The sequence below is a fragment of the Streptomyces aidingensis genome, assembly GCF_900112355.1.
GTDB classification, from domain to species: domain Bacteria; phylum Actinomycetota; class Actinomycetes; order Streptomycetales; family Streptomycetaceae; genus Streptomyces; species Streptomyces aidingensis.
In genome coordinates, this window is record NZ_FOLM01000011.1 from 122,045 (window position 1) to 138,488 (window position 16,444).

15 protein-coding genes are annotated in these 16,444 nt (G+C 70.2%); 8 read left to right on the top strand and 7 right to left on the bottom strand.

Annotated features, from left to right (window positions below):
- Positions 1-174: 174 nt before the first annotated feature.
- Entirely contained in the window at positions 175-1,542 is a 1,368-nt protein-coding gene (locus tag BM242_RS19705; RefSeq protein WP_093840190.1) for an MATE family efflux transporter, read from the top strand.
- A 98-nt stretch (positions 1,543-1,640) separates the two neighbouring features.
- Here BM242_RS19705 and rplI read toward each other — a convergent pair whose 3' ends face one another.
- The 4 genes from rplI to rpsF all read right to left on the bottom strand — a co-directional run bounded on the left by rplI (position 1,641) and on the right by rpsF (position 3,363).
- Positions 1,641-2,090 (bottom strand): 50S ribosomal protein L9, encoded by a 450-nt coding sequence (gene rplI, locus BM242_RS19710; protein ID WP_093840191.1) that lies wholly within the window; start codon positions 2,088-2,090, stop codon positions 1,641-1,643.
- Between the two features lie 17 nt (positions 2,091-2,107).
- Complete coding sequence (gene rpsR / locus BM242_RS19715) at positions 2,108-2,344, bottom strand: 30S ribosomal protein S18 (protein WP_003978893.1); 237 nt, start codon at positions 2,342-2,344, stop codon at positions 2,108-2,110.
- A 64-nt stretch (positions 2,345-2,408) separates the two neighbouring features.
- Complete coding sequence (locus BM242_RS19720; protein ID WP_093840192.1) at positions 2,409-2,990, bottom strand: single-stranded DNA-binding protein; 582 nt, start codon at positions 2,988-2,990, stop codon at positions 2,409-2,411.
- Between the two features lie 82 nt (positions 2,991-3,072).
- Positions 3,073-3,363 (bottom strand): 30S ribosomal protein S6, encoded by a 291-nt coding sequence (gene rpsF / locus BM242_RS19725; protein WP_093840193.1) that lies wholly within the window; start codon positions 3,361-3,363, stop codon positions 3,073-3,075.
- 247 nt (positions 3,364-3,610) lie between these two features.
- Here rpsF and BM242_RS19730 point away from each other — a divergent pair, with 247 nt between their 5' ends.
- The 3 genes from BM242_RS19730 to BM242_RS19740 all read left to right on the top strand — a co-directional run bounded on the left by BM242_RS19730 (position 3,611) and on the right by BM242_RS19740 (position 6,266).
- Positions 3,611-3,907 carry a hypothetical protein gene (locus tag BM242_RS19730; RefSeq protein WP_093840194.1) on the top strand — a complete coding sequence of 99 codons (297 nt, stop codon included), beginning with the start codon at positions 3,611-3,613 and terminating at the stop codon, positions 3,905-3,907.
- Positions 3,908-4,015: 108 nt separating this feature from the next.
- A complete protein-coding gene (locus BM242_RS19735; protein WP_093840195.1) occupies positions 4,016-5,149 on the top strand; it encodes a lipid II:glycine glycyltransferase FemX in 1,134 nt (377 codons plus the stop codon).
- Between the two features lie 85 nt (positions 5,150-5,234).
- Entirely contained in the window at positions 5,235-6,266 is a 1,032-nt protein-coding gene (locus BM242_RS19740; RefSeq protein ID WP_093840196.1) for an alanine racemase, read from the top strand.
- A 122-nt stretch (positions 6,267-6,388) separates the two neighbouring features.
- On the opposite strand, the gene BM242_RS19745 is transcribed toward BM242_RS19740, so the two are convergent.
- A complete protein-coding gene (locus tag BM242_RS19745) occupies positions 6,389-7,471 on the bottom strand; it encodes an inositol-3-phosphate synthase (RefSeq protein WP_093840197.1) in 1,083 nt (360 codons plus the stop codon).
- 65 nt (positions 7,472-7,536) lie between these two features.
- A complete protein-coding gene (locus BM242_RS19750; protein WP_093840198.1) occupies positions 7,537-8,232 on the bottom strand; it encodes a PadR family transcriptional regulator in 696 nt (231 codons plus the stop codon).
- Positions 8,233-8,640: 408 nt separating this feature from the next.
- Here BM242_RS19750 and BM242_RS19755 point away from each other — a divergent pair, with 408 nt between their 5' ends.
- The 4 genes from BM242_RS19755 to BM242_RS19770 all read left to right on the top strand — a co-directional run bounded on the left by BM242_RS19755 (position 8,641) and on the right by BM242_RS19770 (position 14,738).
- Positions 8,641-11,415: a transglycosylase domain-containing protein gene (locus BM242_RS19755; protein ID WP_093840199.1), complete on the top strand. Its 2,775-nt coding sequence runs from the start codon at positions 8,641-8,643 to the stop codon at positions 11,413-11,415.
- A gap of 78 nt (positions 11,416-11,493) precedes the next feature.
- Positions 11,494-12,984 (top strand): glycosyltransferase family 87 protein, encoded by a 1,491-nt coding sequence (locus BM242_RS19760; RefSeq protein ID WP_093840200.1) that lies wholly within the window; start codon positions 11,494-11,496, stop codon positions 12,982-12,984.
- A gap of 6 nt (positions 12,985-12,990) precedes the next feature.
- A complete protein-coding gene (locus tag BM242_RS19765) occupies positions 12,991-14,283 on the top strand; it encodes an MFS transporter (protein ID WP_093840201.1) in 1,293 nt (430 codons plus the stop codon).
- Positions 14,284-14,438: 155 nt separating this feature from the next.
- Positions 14,439-14,738 (top strand): LppU/SCO3897 family protein, encoded by a 300-nt coding sequence (locus BM242_RS19770; protein ID WP_139238378.1) that lies wholly within the window; start codon positions 14,439-14,441, stop codon positions 14,736-14,738.
- Positions 14,739-14,793: 55 nt separating this feature from the next.
- On the opposite strand, the gene BM242_RS19775 is transcribed toward BM242_RS19770, so the two are convergent.
- The gene (locus BM242_RS19775; protein ID WP_093840288.1) at positions 14,794-16,251 is read right to left on the bottom strand and encodes a CCA tRNA nucleotidyltransferase; all 1,458 of its coding nucleotides are present in this window, start codon (positions 16,249-16,251) and stop codon (positions 14,794-14,796) included.
- Between the last annotated feature and the right edge of the window lie 193 nt (positions 16,252-16,444).

Sequence of the window (16,444 nt, forward strand, 5' to 3'; positions counted from 1 at the left end):
CCTCACTGACCTGCGATTTTCTTATCCACTGGCTGTGGGCGGAAAAAACTTCGGCACTCCCGTCGGGGGCACGTCAATGACCGCAGACGATCACACCGTCACCCTCCGCGACTCCCCAGAAGTAAGGGTCTTGGGACTATTGCATCTATTACCTGTGGATGTTTGGATCACAGCATGACCAGACCTGTCGCCGGCCCCTCCCCGGCCAGGGTCCGTCCCGCCGCGGCCGGCCACCGACGCCATGACCGCGAGATCCTCGCCCTGGCGCTGCCGGCCTTCGGGGCCCTGGTCGCCGAGCCGCTGTTCGTCATGGCGGACAGCGCCATGGTCGGTCATCTGGGCACACCCCAGCTGGCCGGCCTCGGGGTGGCCGCCGCCCTGCTCACCGCCGGCGTCAACATCTTCGTCTTTCTCGCCTACGCCACCACCGCCGCCGTGGCCCGGCGGGTCGGCGCGGGCGATCTGCCCGCCGCCATCCGGCAGGGCATGGACGGCATCTGGCTCGCCCTGCTGATCGGCCTGGCCGTCACCGCCGCGGTCATCCCCGCCGCGCCGGCGCTGGTCGAGGCGTTCGGTGCCTCCCCCACCGCCGCCCCGCACGGCGTGACCTATCTGCGCATCAGCGCCCTGGGCATTCCGCCCATGCTGATCGTGCTGGCCGCCACCGGGGTGCTGCGCGGCCTGCAGAACACCCGGGTCACGCTGTATGTCTCGATCGCCGGCTTCACCGCCAACGCCGCGCTCAACGCGCTTTTCATCCATGGGCTGGGCTGGGGCATCGCCGGCTCGGCATGGGGCACGGTGGCGGCGCAGTGCGGCATGGCCGCCGGCTATCTGCTGCTGGTGGTGCGCGGGGCGCGCCGCCACGGCACCTCGCTGCGGCCGGACCCCGCCGGCATCCGGGCCTGCGCCCGGGCCGGTACCCCGCTGCTGATCCGTACCCTGTCGCTGCGCGCCGTGCTGCTGGTGGCCACCGCCGTGGCCGCCCGGCTGGGCGACGGCGCCATGGCCGCGCACCAGGTCGCCCTCACCGTGTGGATGCTGCTGGTCTTCGCGCTGGACGCCCTCGCCATCGCCGGCCAGGCCATCATCGGCCGCCATCTGGGCGCCGGGGACGCCGCGGGCGCCCGTGCGGCCTGCCGCCGGATGGTGCGCTGGGGCATGATCGCGGGGGCGGTGCTGGGCGCGCTGGTGGCACTGGCAAGCCCACTGCTCCCGCTCGTCTTCACCGACGACCCCCGGGTGCGGGCGGAGCTGCTGCCGGTGCTGCTGATCGTGGCGGTCACCCAGCCGGTCAGCGGCGTGGTCTTCGTCCTGGACGGGGTGCTGATGGGCGCCGGGGACGGGCCCTATCTGGCCCTGGCCATGCTGCTCACGCTGGCCGTCTTCGCCCCGGTCGCGCTGCTGGTGCCCGCGCTGGGCGGCGGCCTGGCCGCGCTGTGGTGGACCTTCGCCGGGCTGATGATGTCCGTGCGCTGGCTCACCCTCTGGCCGCGGGCCCGCACCGGACGCTGGATCGTCACCGGTGCCGTCCGCGCCTGACCGCGAGCACCCCGGACACGGGGCCGGCCCGCCGCCCCTCGCGGGACGGCGGGCCGGGCCGGGCACCGTGCGGGCCGCCCCACGGGCGGCCGGCGGGTTCACTTGGCCGGGCTGACCTCGATGCTGACCTTGGCCAGCACCTCGGGGTGCAGCCGCACCGACACCTGGTGGGCACCCAGGCTCTTGATCGGCCGGCCCAGCTCGATCCGGCGCTTGTCGATGTCCGGACCGCCCGCGCTCTTGACCGCGTCCGCGATCTCCGCGGGGGTGACCGAACCGAACAGCCGGCCGCCGGTGCCGGCCCGCACCTTCAGGCGCACCTGGACGCCTTCGAGCTGCGCCTTGACGTCATTGGCCTGCTCGATGGAGGCGATCTCGCGGATCTTGCGACCGCGCCGGATCTGCTCGACGTCCTTCTCGCCGCCCCGGGTCCAGCGGATGGCCACCCGCCGCGGCAGCAGGTAGTTGCGCGCGTAGCCGTCCTTGACCTCGACGACATCGCCGGGAGCGCCGAGACCGGAGACCTCACTGGTCAGGATGATCTTCATGCTGATGTCACCCTTCCTCAGCGAGCGGTGGAGGTGTAGGGCAGCAGCGCCATCTCACGGCTGTTCTTCACGGCCGTGGCGACGTCGCGCTGGTGCTGGGTGCAGTTGCCGGTGACCCGGCGGGCACGGATCTTGCCGCGGTCGGAGATGAACTTCCGCAGCAGGTTGGTGTCCTTGTAGTCGACGTAGCTGATCTTCTCTTTGCAGAAGACGCAAACCTTCTTCTTCGGCTTGCGCGCAGGCGGCTTCGCCATGGTGCTTCTCCGTTGAGTTCACAAGAGGGTGGGTGGGATGAGCCCGTGCGCCCCGTCCCGCGGATCAGAACGGGGGCTCGTCCGAGTAGCCGCCGCCCGAGCCACCGCCCCAGCCGCCGCCCTGGCCGCCCTGGCCGCCGTCCGCCGGAGCGGAGGTGGCCCACGGGTCCCCGGCGGGCCCGCCGCCCTGGCCGCCCTGACCGCCGCCGGGGCCACCGCCCCAGCCGCCGCCCTGACCGCCCTGGCCGCCGCCGAAACCGCCGCCGCCCTGGCCGCCGCGTCCACTGGACTTGCTGACCTTGGTGGTGGCGTAGCGCAGGCTGGGGCCGACCTCGTCGACCTCCAGCTCGAAGACCGTCCGCTTGACACCCTCCCGGTCCTCGTACGAGCGCTGCCGCAGACGGCCCTGGACGATGACGCGGGTGCCCTTGGTCAGGGACTCGGCGACGTTCTCCGCCGCCTGCCGCCAGACCGAGCACGTGAGGAACAGCGGCTCGCCGTCCCGCCACTCACTGGTCTGCCGGTCGAACGTACGAGGTGTGGACGCCACGCGGAACTTCGCGACGGCCGCACCGGAGGGGGTGAAGCGCAGCTCGGGGTCGTCGACCAGGTTGCCGACGACCGTGATGACGGTCTCGCCTGCCATGGGGAACCTCTCGGCGGGAATTAACTGCTGGTGCTGCGATGATGACGCGTGGCTCTGACACAGCTCCCGGACATGCCGGGACTCAGTGCGTGGCGGGGCGGATGACCTTCGTCCGCATGACCGACTCGTTCAGGTTCATCTGACGGTCGAGCTCCTTCACAACGGCGGGCTCGGCCTGGAGATCGATCACGCTGTAGATGCCCTCGGGCTTCTTGTTGATCTCGTAGGAGAGACGACGACGGCCCCAGGTGTCGACCTTCTCCACCTTGCCGTTGGCCTCACGGACCACCGACAGGAAGGACTCGATCAGCGGGGAGACAGCACGCTCCTCCAGATCGGGGTCGAGGATGACCATCACCTCGTAGTGACGCATGTGGAACCCACCTCCTTCGGACTCAGGCGGCCACGGACTGTCCGTGGCAGGAGGTTCGATGCGTTGTCCGCCGGGGAGGCCCGGCCCGCGGGGCGGGCCGGGGTGCGATGCGCGGGGCGCGAGCGCCCGGGCACCCGCATCGGGTCTCCGGCGGACGGTCCACCCTACCGGTTGATGCCCGCCCGGTTGAAATCCGGCCAGATGCGGCCACACTCGGTAGAAGAAGGTTCACGCCCGGAGGTGCCGCATGGCCCAGGCAGTCCACGGACCCCTGTCGTTCCTCAACACCGACGGCCGCCCGCATCCCCGCGAGAACGCCCTGGCCGTCGTGACCCTGGTGCTGGGCGCCGTCGCCCTCGCCTTCGGCTTTGTCCCCGCCCTGAACATGGTGGCCTCCTGGGTGGGGCTGGCCGGCATCGTGACCGGCGGCTGGGGCCAGATGGTCTCCGCCACCACCGCCGAACGGTTCGTGGTGGTGATCGGCCTGGGCGGGGCCGGACTCGGCTTCTATCTGGGCATGGCGAACGGCGGCCTGTTCGGCTGAGGGCCCCTCCCGCCGACCGGCCCCGGGTACCGTTCGGCCGCCGGACCGGGCGCCGCTCCGCAGTAGGCTTCCGGCAGACCGCGAGTGCACGCCGGAGGAGCGCCCCGAATGAGTCTGAGCCTGAGCACCATCAGCCGCGAGCAGCATCTGGAGTACATCCGCTCGCTGCCGTCGGCCAGTCACATGCAGGTGCCCGCCTGGGGTGACGTCAAGGCGGAATGGCGGTCGGAGTCGCTGGGCTGGCACGACCCCTCGGGCCGGCTGGTCGGCGCCGGTCTGGTGCTGTACCGGCAGTTGCCGCGGGTCAAGCGCTATCTCGCCTATCTGCCCGAGGGCCCGGTGATCGACTGGTACGCGACCGACCTGGAGTCCTGGCTGCGGCCGATGCTCGACCATCTCAAGAAGCAGGGCGCGTTCTCGGTGAAGATGGGCCCGCCGGTGGTGATCCGCCGCTGGGACGCCAGGGCGATCAAGGCCGGCATCCAGGACCCGGGGGTGCGGCGGCTGCGGGACATCGAGGCCACCGCGCTGGAGCCGCGCGCCTTCGAGGTGGCCGACCGGCTGCGCCGGATGGGCTGGCAGCAGGGCGAGGACGGCGGCGCGGGCTTCGGGGACGTGCAGCCGCGTTATGTCTTCCAGATCCCGCTCAAGGGGCGCTCCCTGGAGGAGATCCAGAAGGACTTCAACCAGCTCTGGCGGCGCAACATCAAGAAGGCCGAGAAGTCGGGCGTCGAGGTGGTGCGGGGCGGCTACGACGATCTGCCGGTGTGGCAGCAGCTCTACGAGGTGACCGCGGAGCGCGACCGGTTCCGGCCCCGCCCGCTGATGTACTTCCAGCGGATGTGGAAGACGCTCAACGCCGAGACCGCCGCCGTGGGGGAGCCGGACCGGATGCGGCTGTACCTGGCCCGGCACGAGGGCGAGATCATCGCCGCCACCACCATGCTCATCGTCGGCGGTCATGTGTGGTACTCCTACGGTGCGTCCGCCAACCACAAGCGCGAGGTGCGTCCGTCGAACGCCGTCCAGTGGCAGATGATCAAGGACGCCCATGCCATGGGTGCCCATGTCTATGATCTGCGCGGCATCGGTGACGCCCTGGTGGAGACCGATCACCTGTTCGGCCTCATCCAGTTCAAGGTGGGCACCGGCGGGGAGGCTGCCGAGTATCTCGGTGAATGGGACTTCCCGCTGAATAAGCTGTTGCACAAGGCGCTGGACATCTACATGTCCCGCCGCTGACCCGCACCACACCCCCACACCGCTCCGACCGTCCCGCCCCACCCCCCGTGAGGCACAGCAAGAACAGAAGAGGTGTTCTGCGGCCATGGCGCTGAGTCTCTATGTCAACACCGAGCGCTGGCGTGCCCACCAGCGCGCGATGTGCGCGAACTTCCCCGACCTGGTGCCGGTCTGCAAAGGCAACGGCTATGGCTACGGCCACGAGCGGCTGGCCGAGGAGGTGTCGCTGCTGGGGTGCGATCTGCTCGCCGTGGGGACCACCTACGAGGCGATGCGGATGAAGGACATGTTCAGCGGCGATCTGCTGGTGCTCACCCCCTACCGGCGGGACGAGGAGCCGGTGCCGCTGCCCAGCCGGGTGGTGCGCTCCGCCTCCACCGTGGACGGGGTGTACGGCCTGCCGGGCTCCCGGGTGGTGGTGGAGGTGATGTCCACCATGAAGCGGCACGGGGTGCGCCCGGGCGAGCTGGGCAAGCTGCGCGCCGCCCTGGAGGACGTACGGCTGGAGGGCTTCGCCATCCATCTGCCGCTGGACCGCACCGACGGCACCGACTCGGTGGAGGAGGTGATCGGCTGGATGGACCGGCTCCGCGCCGCCCGGCTGCCGCTGGACACCATGTTCGTCTCCCACCTCACCGCCAATGAGCTGGCCCGGCTGCGGCAGCAGTTCCCGCAGACCCGGTTCCGGGCCCGGATCGGCACCCGGCTGTGGCTGGGCGACCACGAGGCCATGGAGTACCGCGGCTCGGTGCTGGATGTGAACGAGGTGGTCAAGGGGGAGCGGTTCGGCTACCGGCAGACCAAGGCGCCGGGCGACGGCTGGCTGGCGGTGGTCTCCGGCGGCACCTCGCACGGGGTGGGGCTGGAGGCTCCCAAGGCGCTGCACGGGCTGACGCCCCGGGCCAAGGGCGTGGCCCGGGCCGGGCTGGCCACGGTCAACCGCAATCTCTCGCCGTTCGTCTGGGACGGCAAGCAGCGCTGGTTCGCCGAGCCGCCGCACATGCAGGTGTCCATCGTCTTCGTCCCGGCCGATGCCCGGGCCCCCGAGCCGGGCGACGAGATGAAGGCGATCCTGCGCCACACCACCACCCAGTTCGACCGCCTGGTGGACCGCTGACCGCGGTGTGACGGGGCGGAACGGGGCGGAACGGAACGGGGCGGCTCCGCCGGAACCATCCGGCGGAGCCGCCCCGTTACTGTCCTTACCGTCCCGGCGTTACCGGCCCGGCGCGGCGCCGCTCAGCGCTCGACCTCGCCGCGGATGAACTTCTCCACCTGCTCGCGGGCCTCGTCGTCGAAGTACTGCACCGGCGGGGACTTCATGAAGTAGGAGGAGGCGGAGAGGATCGGGCCGCCGATCCCCCGGTCCTTGGCGATCTTCGCCGCACGCAGCGCATCGATGATCACACCGGCGGAGTTGGGGGAGTCCCAGACCTCCAGCTTGTACTCCAGGTTCAGCGGCACGTCGCCGAAGGCCCGGCCCTCCAGCCGCACATAGGCCCACTTGCGGTCGTCCAGCCAGGCCACGTAGTCGGACGGGCCGATGTGGACGTTCTTCTCGCCCAGCTCCCGGTCGGGGATCTGGGAGGTGACGGCCTGGGTCTTGGAGATCTTCTTGGACTCCAGCCGGTCCCGCTCCAGCATGTTCTTGAAGTCCATGTTGCCGCCCACATTGAGCTGCATGGTGCGGTCCAGGATGACGCCCCGGTCCTCGAACAGCTTGGCCATCACCCGGTGTGTGATGGTGGCGCCGACCTGCGACTTGATGTCGTCGCCGACGATCGGCACACCCGCCGCCTCGAACTTGTCGGCCCACTCCTTGGTGCCGGCGATGAAGACCGGGAGGGCGTTGACAAAGGCCACCCCGGCGTCCAGGGCGCACTGGGCGTAGTACTTGGCAGCGCTCTCGGAGCCCACCGGCATGTAGCAGACCAGCACATCGGCGCGGGTGTCACGGAGCACCTGGGTGACGTCCACCGGCCGCTCGTCGGATTCCGTGATGGTCTCGCGGTAGTACTTGCCCAGACCGTCGTGGGTCTCGCCGCGCTGGACGGTGATCCCGGTCGGCGGCACGTCGCAGATCTTGATCGTGTTGTTCTCGCTGGCCCCGATGGCGTCGGTCAGGTCGGTACCGACCTTCTTGGCGTCCACGTCGAAGGCGGCGACGAATTCGATGTCGGAGACGTGGTAGTCCCCGAACTGGACGTGCATCAGACCCGGGACCCTGCTGTCCGGGGCGGCGTCCTTGTAGTACTCGACGCCCTGTACCAGCGAGGCGGCACAGTTGCCGACCCCGGCGATGGCTACGCGAACCGAACCCATTCCGGCTGCTCCCTAGGTGTTCTCAGTGATTTCGGCGAGACCCGGCCGCGGTGTGCGGCGGGCTCTCACGTCGTGGTGTCTTCGGACGGATCCGGCGGGACGTTCCCCCGGTCCTTCGGCGGTCCGCCCGTGTCGGCGACCGGGCCGCCCCCGCCCGGCGCGGCTGCGCCGCCGCCCGGCGCCGCGGCCCGGGGCTCCCCTGGGCGCTCACGCCCCTCCCGCTCGCTCTCGATCAGCTCGTTGAGCCAGCGGACTTCGCGCTCCACGGACTCCATGCCGTGGCGCTGCAGCTCAAGGGTGTACGCGTCCAGCTTCTCCCGGGTACGGGACAGGGAGGCGCGCATCTTGGCCAGCCGCTCCTCCAGCCGGCTGCGGCGGCCCTCCAGCACCCGCATCCGCACATCGCGGGAGGTCTGGCCGAAGAAGGCGAACCGCACGCCGAAGTGCTCGTCCTCCCAGCTGTCGGGGCCGGTCTGGGCGAGGAGCTCCTCGAAGCGCTCCTTGCCCTCGGCGGTGAGGCGGTAGACGATCCTGGCCCGGCGCGAGACCGCGCGGGAGTCCTCGGGGCCGGTCCCGGACTCCTCGGCCAGCCATCCCCGCTGCACCAGCGTCTTCAGGCACGGGTAGAGGGAGCCGTAGGAGAAGGCCCGGAACACCCCGAGTGATACGTTGAGGCGTTTGCGCAGCTCATAGCCGTGCATCGGGGCTTCCCGGAGGAGTCCCAGAATGGCGAACTCCAGCACTCCGGAGCGTTTGCTCATCTCTGCGGCCACCTCCGTCTCTGCTGCGTCCGTCTCCGCTGGCTGCTCGGTGACTACCGGTGCGATGTATCGATTCGATACATCCACACGATAGAGCGGTGCGGTGATCCCGGCAAGGCCGCACCCGGTGAAGGCGCAGTGAAGGGGGTCACATCTTCACTTCACGTGCAGCAAAATGTCGGCCTTGCCCGGACTGGCCGGAAACCAGGCTTGCGCCGCTGCGTACGCTGGCCCCGTGCAGTCGGCCGCCGGGAACCCAGGGCGCTTCAGGGGCGTCTTCGTCTCGGGTGACGTGCGTCCGTCTTTCCGGGGAGACCCCGGAGCGGGCCGCATACCGGGGGAGCGAAGACTGCCAGGAAGAGCCTGCTGGCTACAGGCGTCTACCTCTGTCATAGGAGTAGCTGTCCCATGAGCGAGCACCGTCGCAAGCCCCCGCAACGCGGACGGCGTGCCGCGTCCGGCCGCCGGGCGGCCCCGCCGCCGCCGCGCGAGCCGGCCGGAGGCTCGTACGGCACGCCCCCCGAGCCACGTGCCTACGGCTCGCGGGCCGAAGCCCGGCGTGCGGTCCAGGAGCGCGGCGGAGGACGGCGACGGGCGGCCAGCGCCACCGAGCCGCTTCCCATGCGGGGCGGAGGCGGCCGGCGGGCGGCGCGGCGGGGAATGCCGGAGCCGCCGCCGAAGAAGCGGATCATCGACTATCCACGGTGGGGCAAGCGCGGCATCCGCCGCTGGGTGCCGTCCTGGAAGCAGTGGCTCGGCATGGCGTTCCTCTTCCTGGGCACGCTCATCGGGCTGGTCGGCATCGCCTACGCCATGGTGGAGGTGCCCAACCAGAACATCTGGGCGAAGTCGCAGAAGAACGTCTACCACTGGGCCGACGGCACCGAGATGGTGGTGGCCGGCGGCGGTGAGTACAACCGGCAGAACATCCCGCTGGACCAGATGCCGGAGCATCTGACGGACGCCGCCATCGCCGCCGAGAACCACACCTTCTGGACGGACAGCGGCGTCAACCCGGTCGGCATCGCCCGCGCCGTGGTCAACATGGCACGCGGCGCCGAGACCCAGTCCGGCTCCACCATCACCCAGCAGTACGTCAAGAACAACTTCCTGGTCCAGGACCAGACCCTCACCCGCAAGGCCAAGGAGCTGTTGATCTCCATCAAGGTGGGTGCGCAGGAGCCCAAGGAGACGATCCTTGAGGGCTACATGAACACCTCCTACTTCGGGCGCGGCGCCTACGGTGTGCAGGCGGCTGCCCAGGCGTACTACAACAAGGACGCCGAGGAGCTCAACGCCAGCGAGTCGGCCTTTCTGATCTCCCTGCTCAAGGGGCCGGACTACTACGACCCGCACGGCGGCACCCGGGGCGCCGAGGCCGCGGAGGGCAATCTGCGGCGCGCCGAGGAGCGGTGGTCATGGATCCTGGACCGCCGGGTGGAAGTGGGCACCCTGGACGCCGCCGAGCGCGGCCAGTACACCGAGTTCCCGATGCCGGTCGAGCCCAAGCCCGCCACCAACAAGGCCGGCCAGATCGGCTACCTCACCGGCCTGGTCGACCAGTACCTGGTCAACAACGACATCCTCACCTCGCAGCAGCTGGAGGACGGCGGCTACCGCATCTACACGACCTTCGACAAGGTGAAGGTCAACCAGATGGAGGCGGCCGTCACGCAGGTGATGGAGAAGATCAACGCCGAGGAGGCGCCGGAGAACGAGTTCGTCCAGTTCGGCGGCGCCTCGGTGGTGCCGGGCGACGGCGCCATCGTCGCCATCTACGGCGGCACCTCCTTCACCGAGCACTTCGTCAACAACGCCAACCGCGAGGACATCCAGGTCGGCTCCACCTTCAAGCCCTATGTGCTGGCCGCCGCGATGCGGGACGGCGTCCGGGACCCGGAGAAGGGCCCGGAACAGGGCCCCGAGGACAGGACCCGGCTCTCCCCGGAGGCGATCTACAACAGTGAGAACGAGCTGTTGATCCGGCACTACGACGGAGAGGTCTGGAAGGGCGAGGACGCGGAGGGCAACGAGACCGAACTGCGGCAGGTGAACTACGAGGGCGGCGAGGAGGGCCCGATCACCCTCCGCCGGGCCATGGAGGTCTCCGCCAACTCCCCGTTCGTCCAGCTCGGCATGGACATCGGCATCGAAACCGTCGCCCAGGCGGCGATCGACGCCGGTCTGCACAAGAGCAGCCTGGAGCCGTTCAACGACACGGTTCCCTCCTTCTCGCTGGGTGTCGGCACCCCCAGCGCCATCCGGATGGCCACCGGCTACGCCACCTTCGCGGCCAGCGGCGAGCAGGCCGAACCGTATTCGGTGACCGAGGTGAAGAACGCCGAAGGCACCCTGTGGAAGCATGAGCTCTCGCTGAAGCGGGCGTTCTCCTCCGATGTCGCCGACAACGTCACCGACGTGCTGGCCTCCGTGGTCGAGAACGGCTCCGGCCGCAAGGCCCAGGACCTGGGCAAGCCGGCTGCCGCAAAGACCGGAACCACCGACGACAACAAGAGCGCCTGGTTCTCCGGCTACACCCCGCACCTGTCCACCGCGATCGGCATGTTCCGGCAGGACGACAACAACGCCAGCGACGGCTTCCTGGAGATGTACGGCGTCGGCGGCATGGAGAAGGTCACCGGCGGCAGCTTCCCCGCGGACGTCTGGGTGAGCTACATGAAGGAAGCCACCAAGGACCACCCGGCGGACAAGTTCCCCAAGGCTCCGAAGATCGGCGAGATCGTCTACGGCGGTGGGGCGGAGAGCCCCGAGCCGACTCCGACCGAGACCGAGGAGCCCGAGCAGACCGAGGAGCCCGAGGAAGAGGAGACCGAGGAGCCGGACCGTCCGGGCAAGCCCAGCTCCGAGCCGGACCCGACCTTCCCCACCTTCTCCTGCGACCCGGTCAACGACCCGTTCTGCGGTGGCGGTGAGACCGGCGGCGGCGATGCCGGCGGCACCACCGGCGAGACCGACACCGGCGGCGAGAGCGGCGGCGTGACCGACGGCAGTACCGGCGAGACCGACACCGGCGGCGAGACCGACGGCAGTACCGGCGAGACCGACACCGGCGGCGACAGCGGCGGGGACACCGGCTGGATCGTGGGCAACGGCAACGGCAACGGAGGCGGCGGCAATGGCGGAGGCGGCGGCGATACCAGCGGTGACACCACCGAGCCATAGCGCGGCGTAGCCCTCCGCACCCGCGATCGCCCCGGCAGCCTGACTGCCGGGGCGATCGCCGTACGGCAGGATGTCACCATGCCGCACCCGCCGCGTACCACGTCAGCAGCCCCCGTACGGCCCGCCGCGCCCCGCGACGAGGTGGCCGTCCACGGCAGCGAGCGGTTCGGCGGCCCGGCCGGCCGCCGGGCGGCCCCGGCCACCGGCTGGTGGCATCCGGTGCGGGTGGTCGCCCTGGTCATGATCAGCACCTTCGCCCTCGGGATGGTGCAGAAGCTGCCCTGCTACAACCGGGGCTGGTTCGAAGGCGCCTCGACCCAGTACACCCACGCCTGCTACTCCGACATCCCGCATCTGTACCGTGCCCGCGGCTTCGCCGACGGGCTCATCCCCTACTTCGACCGGATCCCGGACGAGCTTGCCCGGGGCATGGAGTACCTCGAATACCCTGTGCTCACCGGTCTCTTCATGGAGACCGCCGCCTGGCTCACCCCGGGGGGCGACGGCGGACGGGCGGCCCAGCAGATCTACTGGCTGGTCAACGCCGGGATGCTGATGGCCTGCGCGGTGATCATCGCGGTCTGTGTGGCCCGGATCCAGCGGAGCAGGCCCTGGGACGGGCTGATGGTGGCGCTCGCCCCGGCATTCGTGCTCACCTCGACCATCAACTGGGATCTGCTGGCCGGAGCGCTGTGCCTGGCCGGGCTGCTGATGTGGGCACGCTCCCGCCCGGCCGCGGCCGGGCTGCTCATCGGCCTGGCCACCGCGGCCAAGCTCTATCCGGTGCTGCTGCTGGGACCGCTGTTCCTGCTCTGCCTGCGCGCCTCCCGCTGGCGCGCCTTCTTCACCGCCCTCACCGCCGCGGTCCTCTCCTGGCTGGTGGTGAATCTGCCGATCATGCTGCTGGCCACCGAGGGCTGGGCCCGCTTCTATGTCTTCAGCCAGGAGCGCTCGGTGGACTTCGGCTCCTTCTGGCTGCTGCTGGTCCAGCGCACCGACATCACGCTCGAACCGCCCGTCGTCAACCGGCTGGCCACCGTCCTCACGCTGCTCGGCTTTGCCGTGATCGCGCTGCTCGCCCTGCTCGCCCCGGTGCGTCCCCGCCTTGCCCAGCTTGCCTTCCTCACCGTCGCCGTCTTCATCCTCACCAACAAGGTCTACTCCCCCCAGTACGTGCTCTGGCTGGTGCCGCTGGCCGCACTGGCCCGCCCGCGCTGGCGGGACATTCTGATCTGGCAGGCATGCGAGGTTCTCTACTTCCTGGGCATCTGGATGTATCTGGCGCATACCAGCGGCGCCCATGGCCTGACGCCCAACGGCTACCACGGCGCCATCGCCCTGCATCTGCTCGGCACCCTGTACCTCTGCCTGGTCGTGGTCCGCGACATGCTGCGCCCGCGTCACGACCCGGTCCGCTGGGACGGCTCCGACGATCCCGGGGGCGGCGTACTGGACCACGCCCCCGACCGCTTCACCTTCCTCCCACGCCGCGCCCACCACCCGTCCACGTTTCACGTGAAACCGCACCCCGAACCGACCTCGGCGCCGCCCGTCGGGCGGGGGGCCTAGCCGGCCATGTCCGTCGTCGCCGACTTCCGGATGCTGTGGCGCTTCCCCGGCTTCCGGAAGCTGCTGACCGTCCGCCTGCTCTCGCAGTTCACCGACGGCGTCTTCCAGGTGGGGCTGGCCGCCTATGTGGTCTTCTCCCCGGAGCAGCAGACCTCCCCCGAAGAGATCGCCGCAGCCATGGCGGTGCTTCTGCTGCCGTACTCCCTGCTGGGCCCGTTCGCCGGTGCCCTGCTGGACCGCTGGCGGCGGCGCCAGGTGCTGCTCTACGGCAATCTGCTCCGCGCCGGTCTTGCCTCGGCCACCTGTCTGCTGGTGCTGGCCTCGGCATCACGCTGGCAGTTCTACCTCTCCGCGCTCTCAGTCACCGCCATCAACCGCTTCATCCTGGCCGGGCTCTCCGCCGCACTGCCCCGGGTGGTGGACCGCGAGCGGCTGGTGATCGCCAACTCCCTCTCACCGACCGCCGGCACCGTCGCCGCCACGGTCGGGGGAGCGGCGGCCTTCGGACTGAGCTATCTCACCCGAAGCGAGGCGTCCGGCGATGCCACGGCCCTGATGACCGCCGCCGTGCTGTATCTGCTGGCCGGGCTGGCCGCCCTGCGCATGGGCCGGGACCTGCTCGGACCCGACCCCTCCGACATCTCCCGGGAGACCCTGAACGCGCTTGCCGCCACGGCCCGGGGTCTGCTGGCCGGACTCCGCCATCTCCACGGCCACCGGACGGCCGCCCGCGTTCTGCTGGCCGTGGCCACCATGCGGTTCTGCTATGGCGCGCTGCTGGTCACCGTGCTGATGCTGGCCCGCTACGCCTGGGGCGCGGACACCCTGGACGGCGACGGCATGGCCCTGCTGGGCATCGCCGTGGGCCTGTCCGGCGCCGGATTCTTCACCGCCGCGGTGGTCACCCCATGGGCCGTGGCCCGCCTGGGCCGCCTGGGCTGGTTCGCCTGGTGTGCCGCCTCCGCCGCCGTCCTCGTCCCGGCCCTGGGCCTGTCCTTCCGGCCGCTTCCGGTGCTGATCGCCGCTTTCGTCCTCGGTCTGGTCACCCAGGGAAGCAAGATCGTCACCGACACCGTGGTGCAGTCCGCCATCGACGACGCCTACCGCGGCCGGGTCTTCTCGATCTACGACATGCTCTTCAATGTGGCCTTTGTGGGCGCCGCCGGACTGGCCGCCCTGATGCTCCCCCCGGACGGCCGCTCGGCCACGCTGGTGCTCACAACCTCGGTGATTTACACGGCGACAGCCCTGGCCATGGTCCGTTTCCACCGGATTTCACCCGATGTCAGTGTCACATAACAGCCACAGAACCCCGTCATCCCGGTACGACGCCCCAGGTCAACCGCCCCCCACACTAGTGTTGCCCTCCGTTACCGTGCGGCGGCTACTGCCTGACCGAGAGCTACCCATCGGCACCGCCCGCACAGCAAGACATGCACATCAGAGGGGACACCATGACCAAGAAGCTGCTGTCCGTCGCAGTGGCCACCATAGCCGCTGCCGCGGTCCTGACCGGCTGCAGCTCTGAGGCCGAACGCTCCGAGGTCGGCGACTGCCTGCGCAACGAGGGCTCCATGGCCTCGCCCGACCTGAAGCAGACGGACTGCACCGCCGCCGACGCCGAGTACAAGGTGGTCGAGAAGATCGAGGGCGACATCTCCGACGGGGCCTGCGAGAACGTGGAGGGCGCCCACACCCAGTACTACGAGGAGTACGGGGGCAAGAAGTTCTCCCTCTGCCTCGGCGACGTCTGAGCCTTCGCCGTCCGGCACGGGCCGCGGCTCCCTGCGGAGCCGCGGCCCGTGCCGTTCACTGCCGCTGCCACCACTCGCGCAGGGCCGCCTCGGCGGCCTCCCGGCCCAGCGGGCCGTGTTCCAGGCGGAGCTCCAGCAGATGCTGGTAGGCCCGGCCGACCTGCGGGCCGGGCGGGATGGCCAGGATGTCCATGATCTCGTTGCCATTGAGATCCGGCCGGATGGCGTCCAGTTCCTCCTGCTCCTTCAGCCGCTCGATCCGGGCCTCCAGATCGTCATAGGCCCGGGAGAGCGCCTGCGCCTTGCGCTTGTTGCGGGTGGTGCAGTCCGAGCGGGTCAGCTTGTGCAGCCGGTCCAGCAGCGGCCCGGCGTCCCGTACATAGCGGCGCACCGCCGAATCGGTCCACTCCCCGGTGCCGTAACCGTGGAACCGCAGATGCAGCTCCACCAGCCGGGAGACGTCCCGGATCACGTCATTGGGGTACTTGAGCCTGCTCAGCCGGGCCTTGGTCAGCTTCGCCCCCACCACCTCATGGTGGTGGAAGGAGACCCGGCCGTCCTTCTCGAAGCGCCGGGTCTTCGGCTTCCCGATGTCGTGCAGCAGCGCCGCCAGCCGCAGCACCAGATCCGGCTTCCCCGGCTCCTCCAGGCCGATCGCCTGCTCCAGCACGGTCAGGCTGTGCTCGTAGACGTCCTTGTGCCGGTGGTGCTCGTCCAGCTCCAGCCGCAGCGCCGGCAGCTCCGGCAGCACCTGCCCGGCCAGTCCGGTGTCCACCAGCAGCGCCAGGCCACGCCGCGGCCGGCCGCCCAGCACCAGCTTGTTCAGCTCCTCCCGGACCCGTTCCGCGGAGACGATGGAGATCCGGCCGGCCATCTCGGTCATCGCCGCCACCACCTCGCCGGCCACCGTGAAACCGAGCTGGGAGGCGAACCGCGCCGCACGCATCATGCGCAGCGGATCGTCGGAGAAAGAGGCCTGCGGAGTGCCCGGGGTGCGCAGTTCCCGCCGGGCCAGATCGTCCAGACCGTTGTGCGGATCGATGAACACCTTCTGCGGCAGCGCCACCGCCATGGCGTTCACCGTGAAGTCCCGCCGGACCAGGTCCTCCTCGATGGAGTCGCCATAGACCACCTCGGGCTTGCGCGAGGTCCGGTCGTAGGACTCCGAGCGGTAGGTGGTGATCTCGATCTGGAAGTCCTGCTTGTGGCAGCCGACGGTGCCGAAGGCGATGCCCACCTCCCAGACCGCGTCGGCCCAGGGGCGCACGATCCGCAGCACCTCCTCGGGCCGGGCATCGGTGGTGAAGTCGAGATCGTTGCCGAGCCGCCCCAGCAGCGCGTCCCGTACCGACCCGCCGACCAGGGCCAGCGCATGGCCTGCGGCGGCGAACCGCCGGGCCAGGTCGTCGGCCACCGGGGAGACGCGCAGCAGCTCGCTCACTGCCTGGCGCTGCGCGTCGCCGAGCGCCGCGGCGGTGGCCGGCGGGACGCCCTCCAGCGGAGCAGCGGTCATGGGCGCGGCGGTGGCGTCGATGGCATTGCTGTCGTTCGGCACAACAGAACAGAGTACGTGTCCCCTCCCGCCGGCCGCTCCCGGACCGGCCCGGGAGCGGCCCCGGACGGGCACCGGCGCCGCTTTCGGCTCGTTACCATATCTGCTGGCATCCACCTGGACCGGCACATCGGACACGACGAGAGAACGAGGG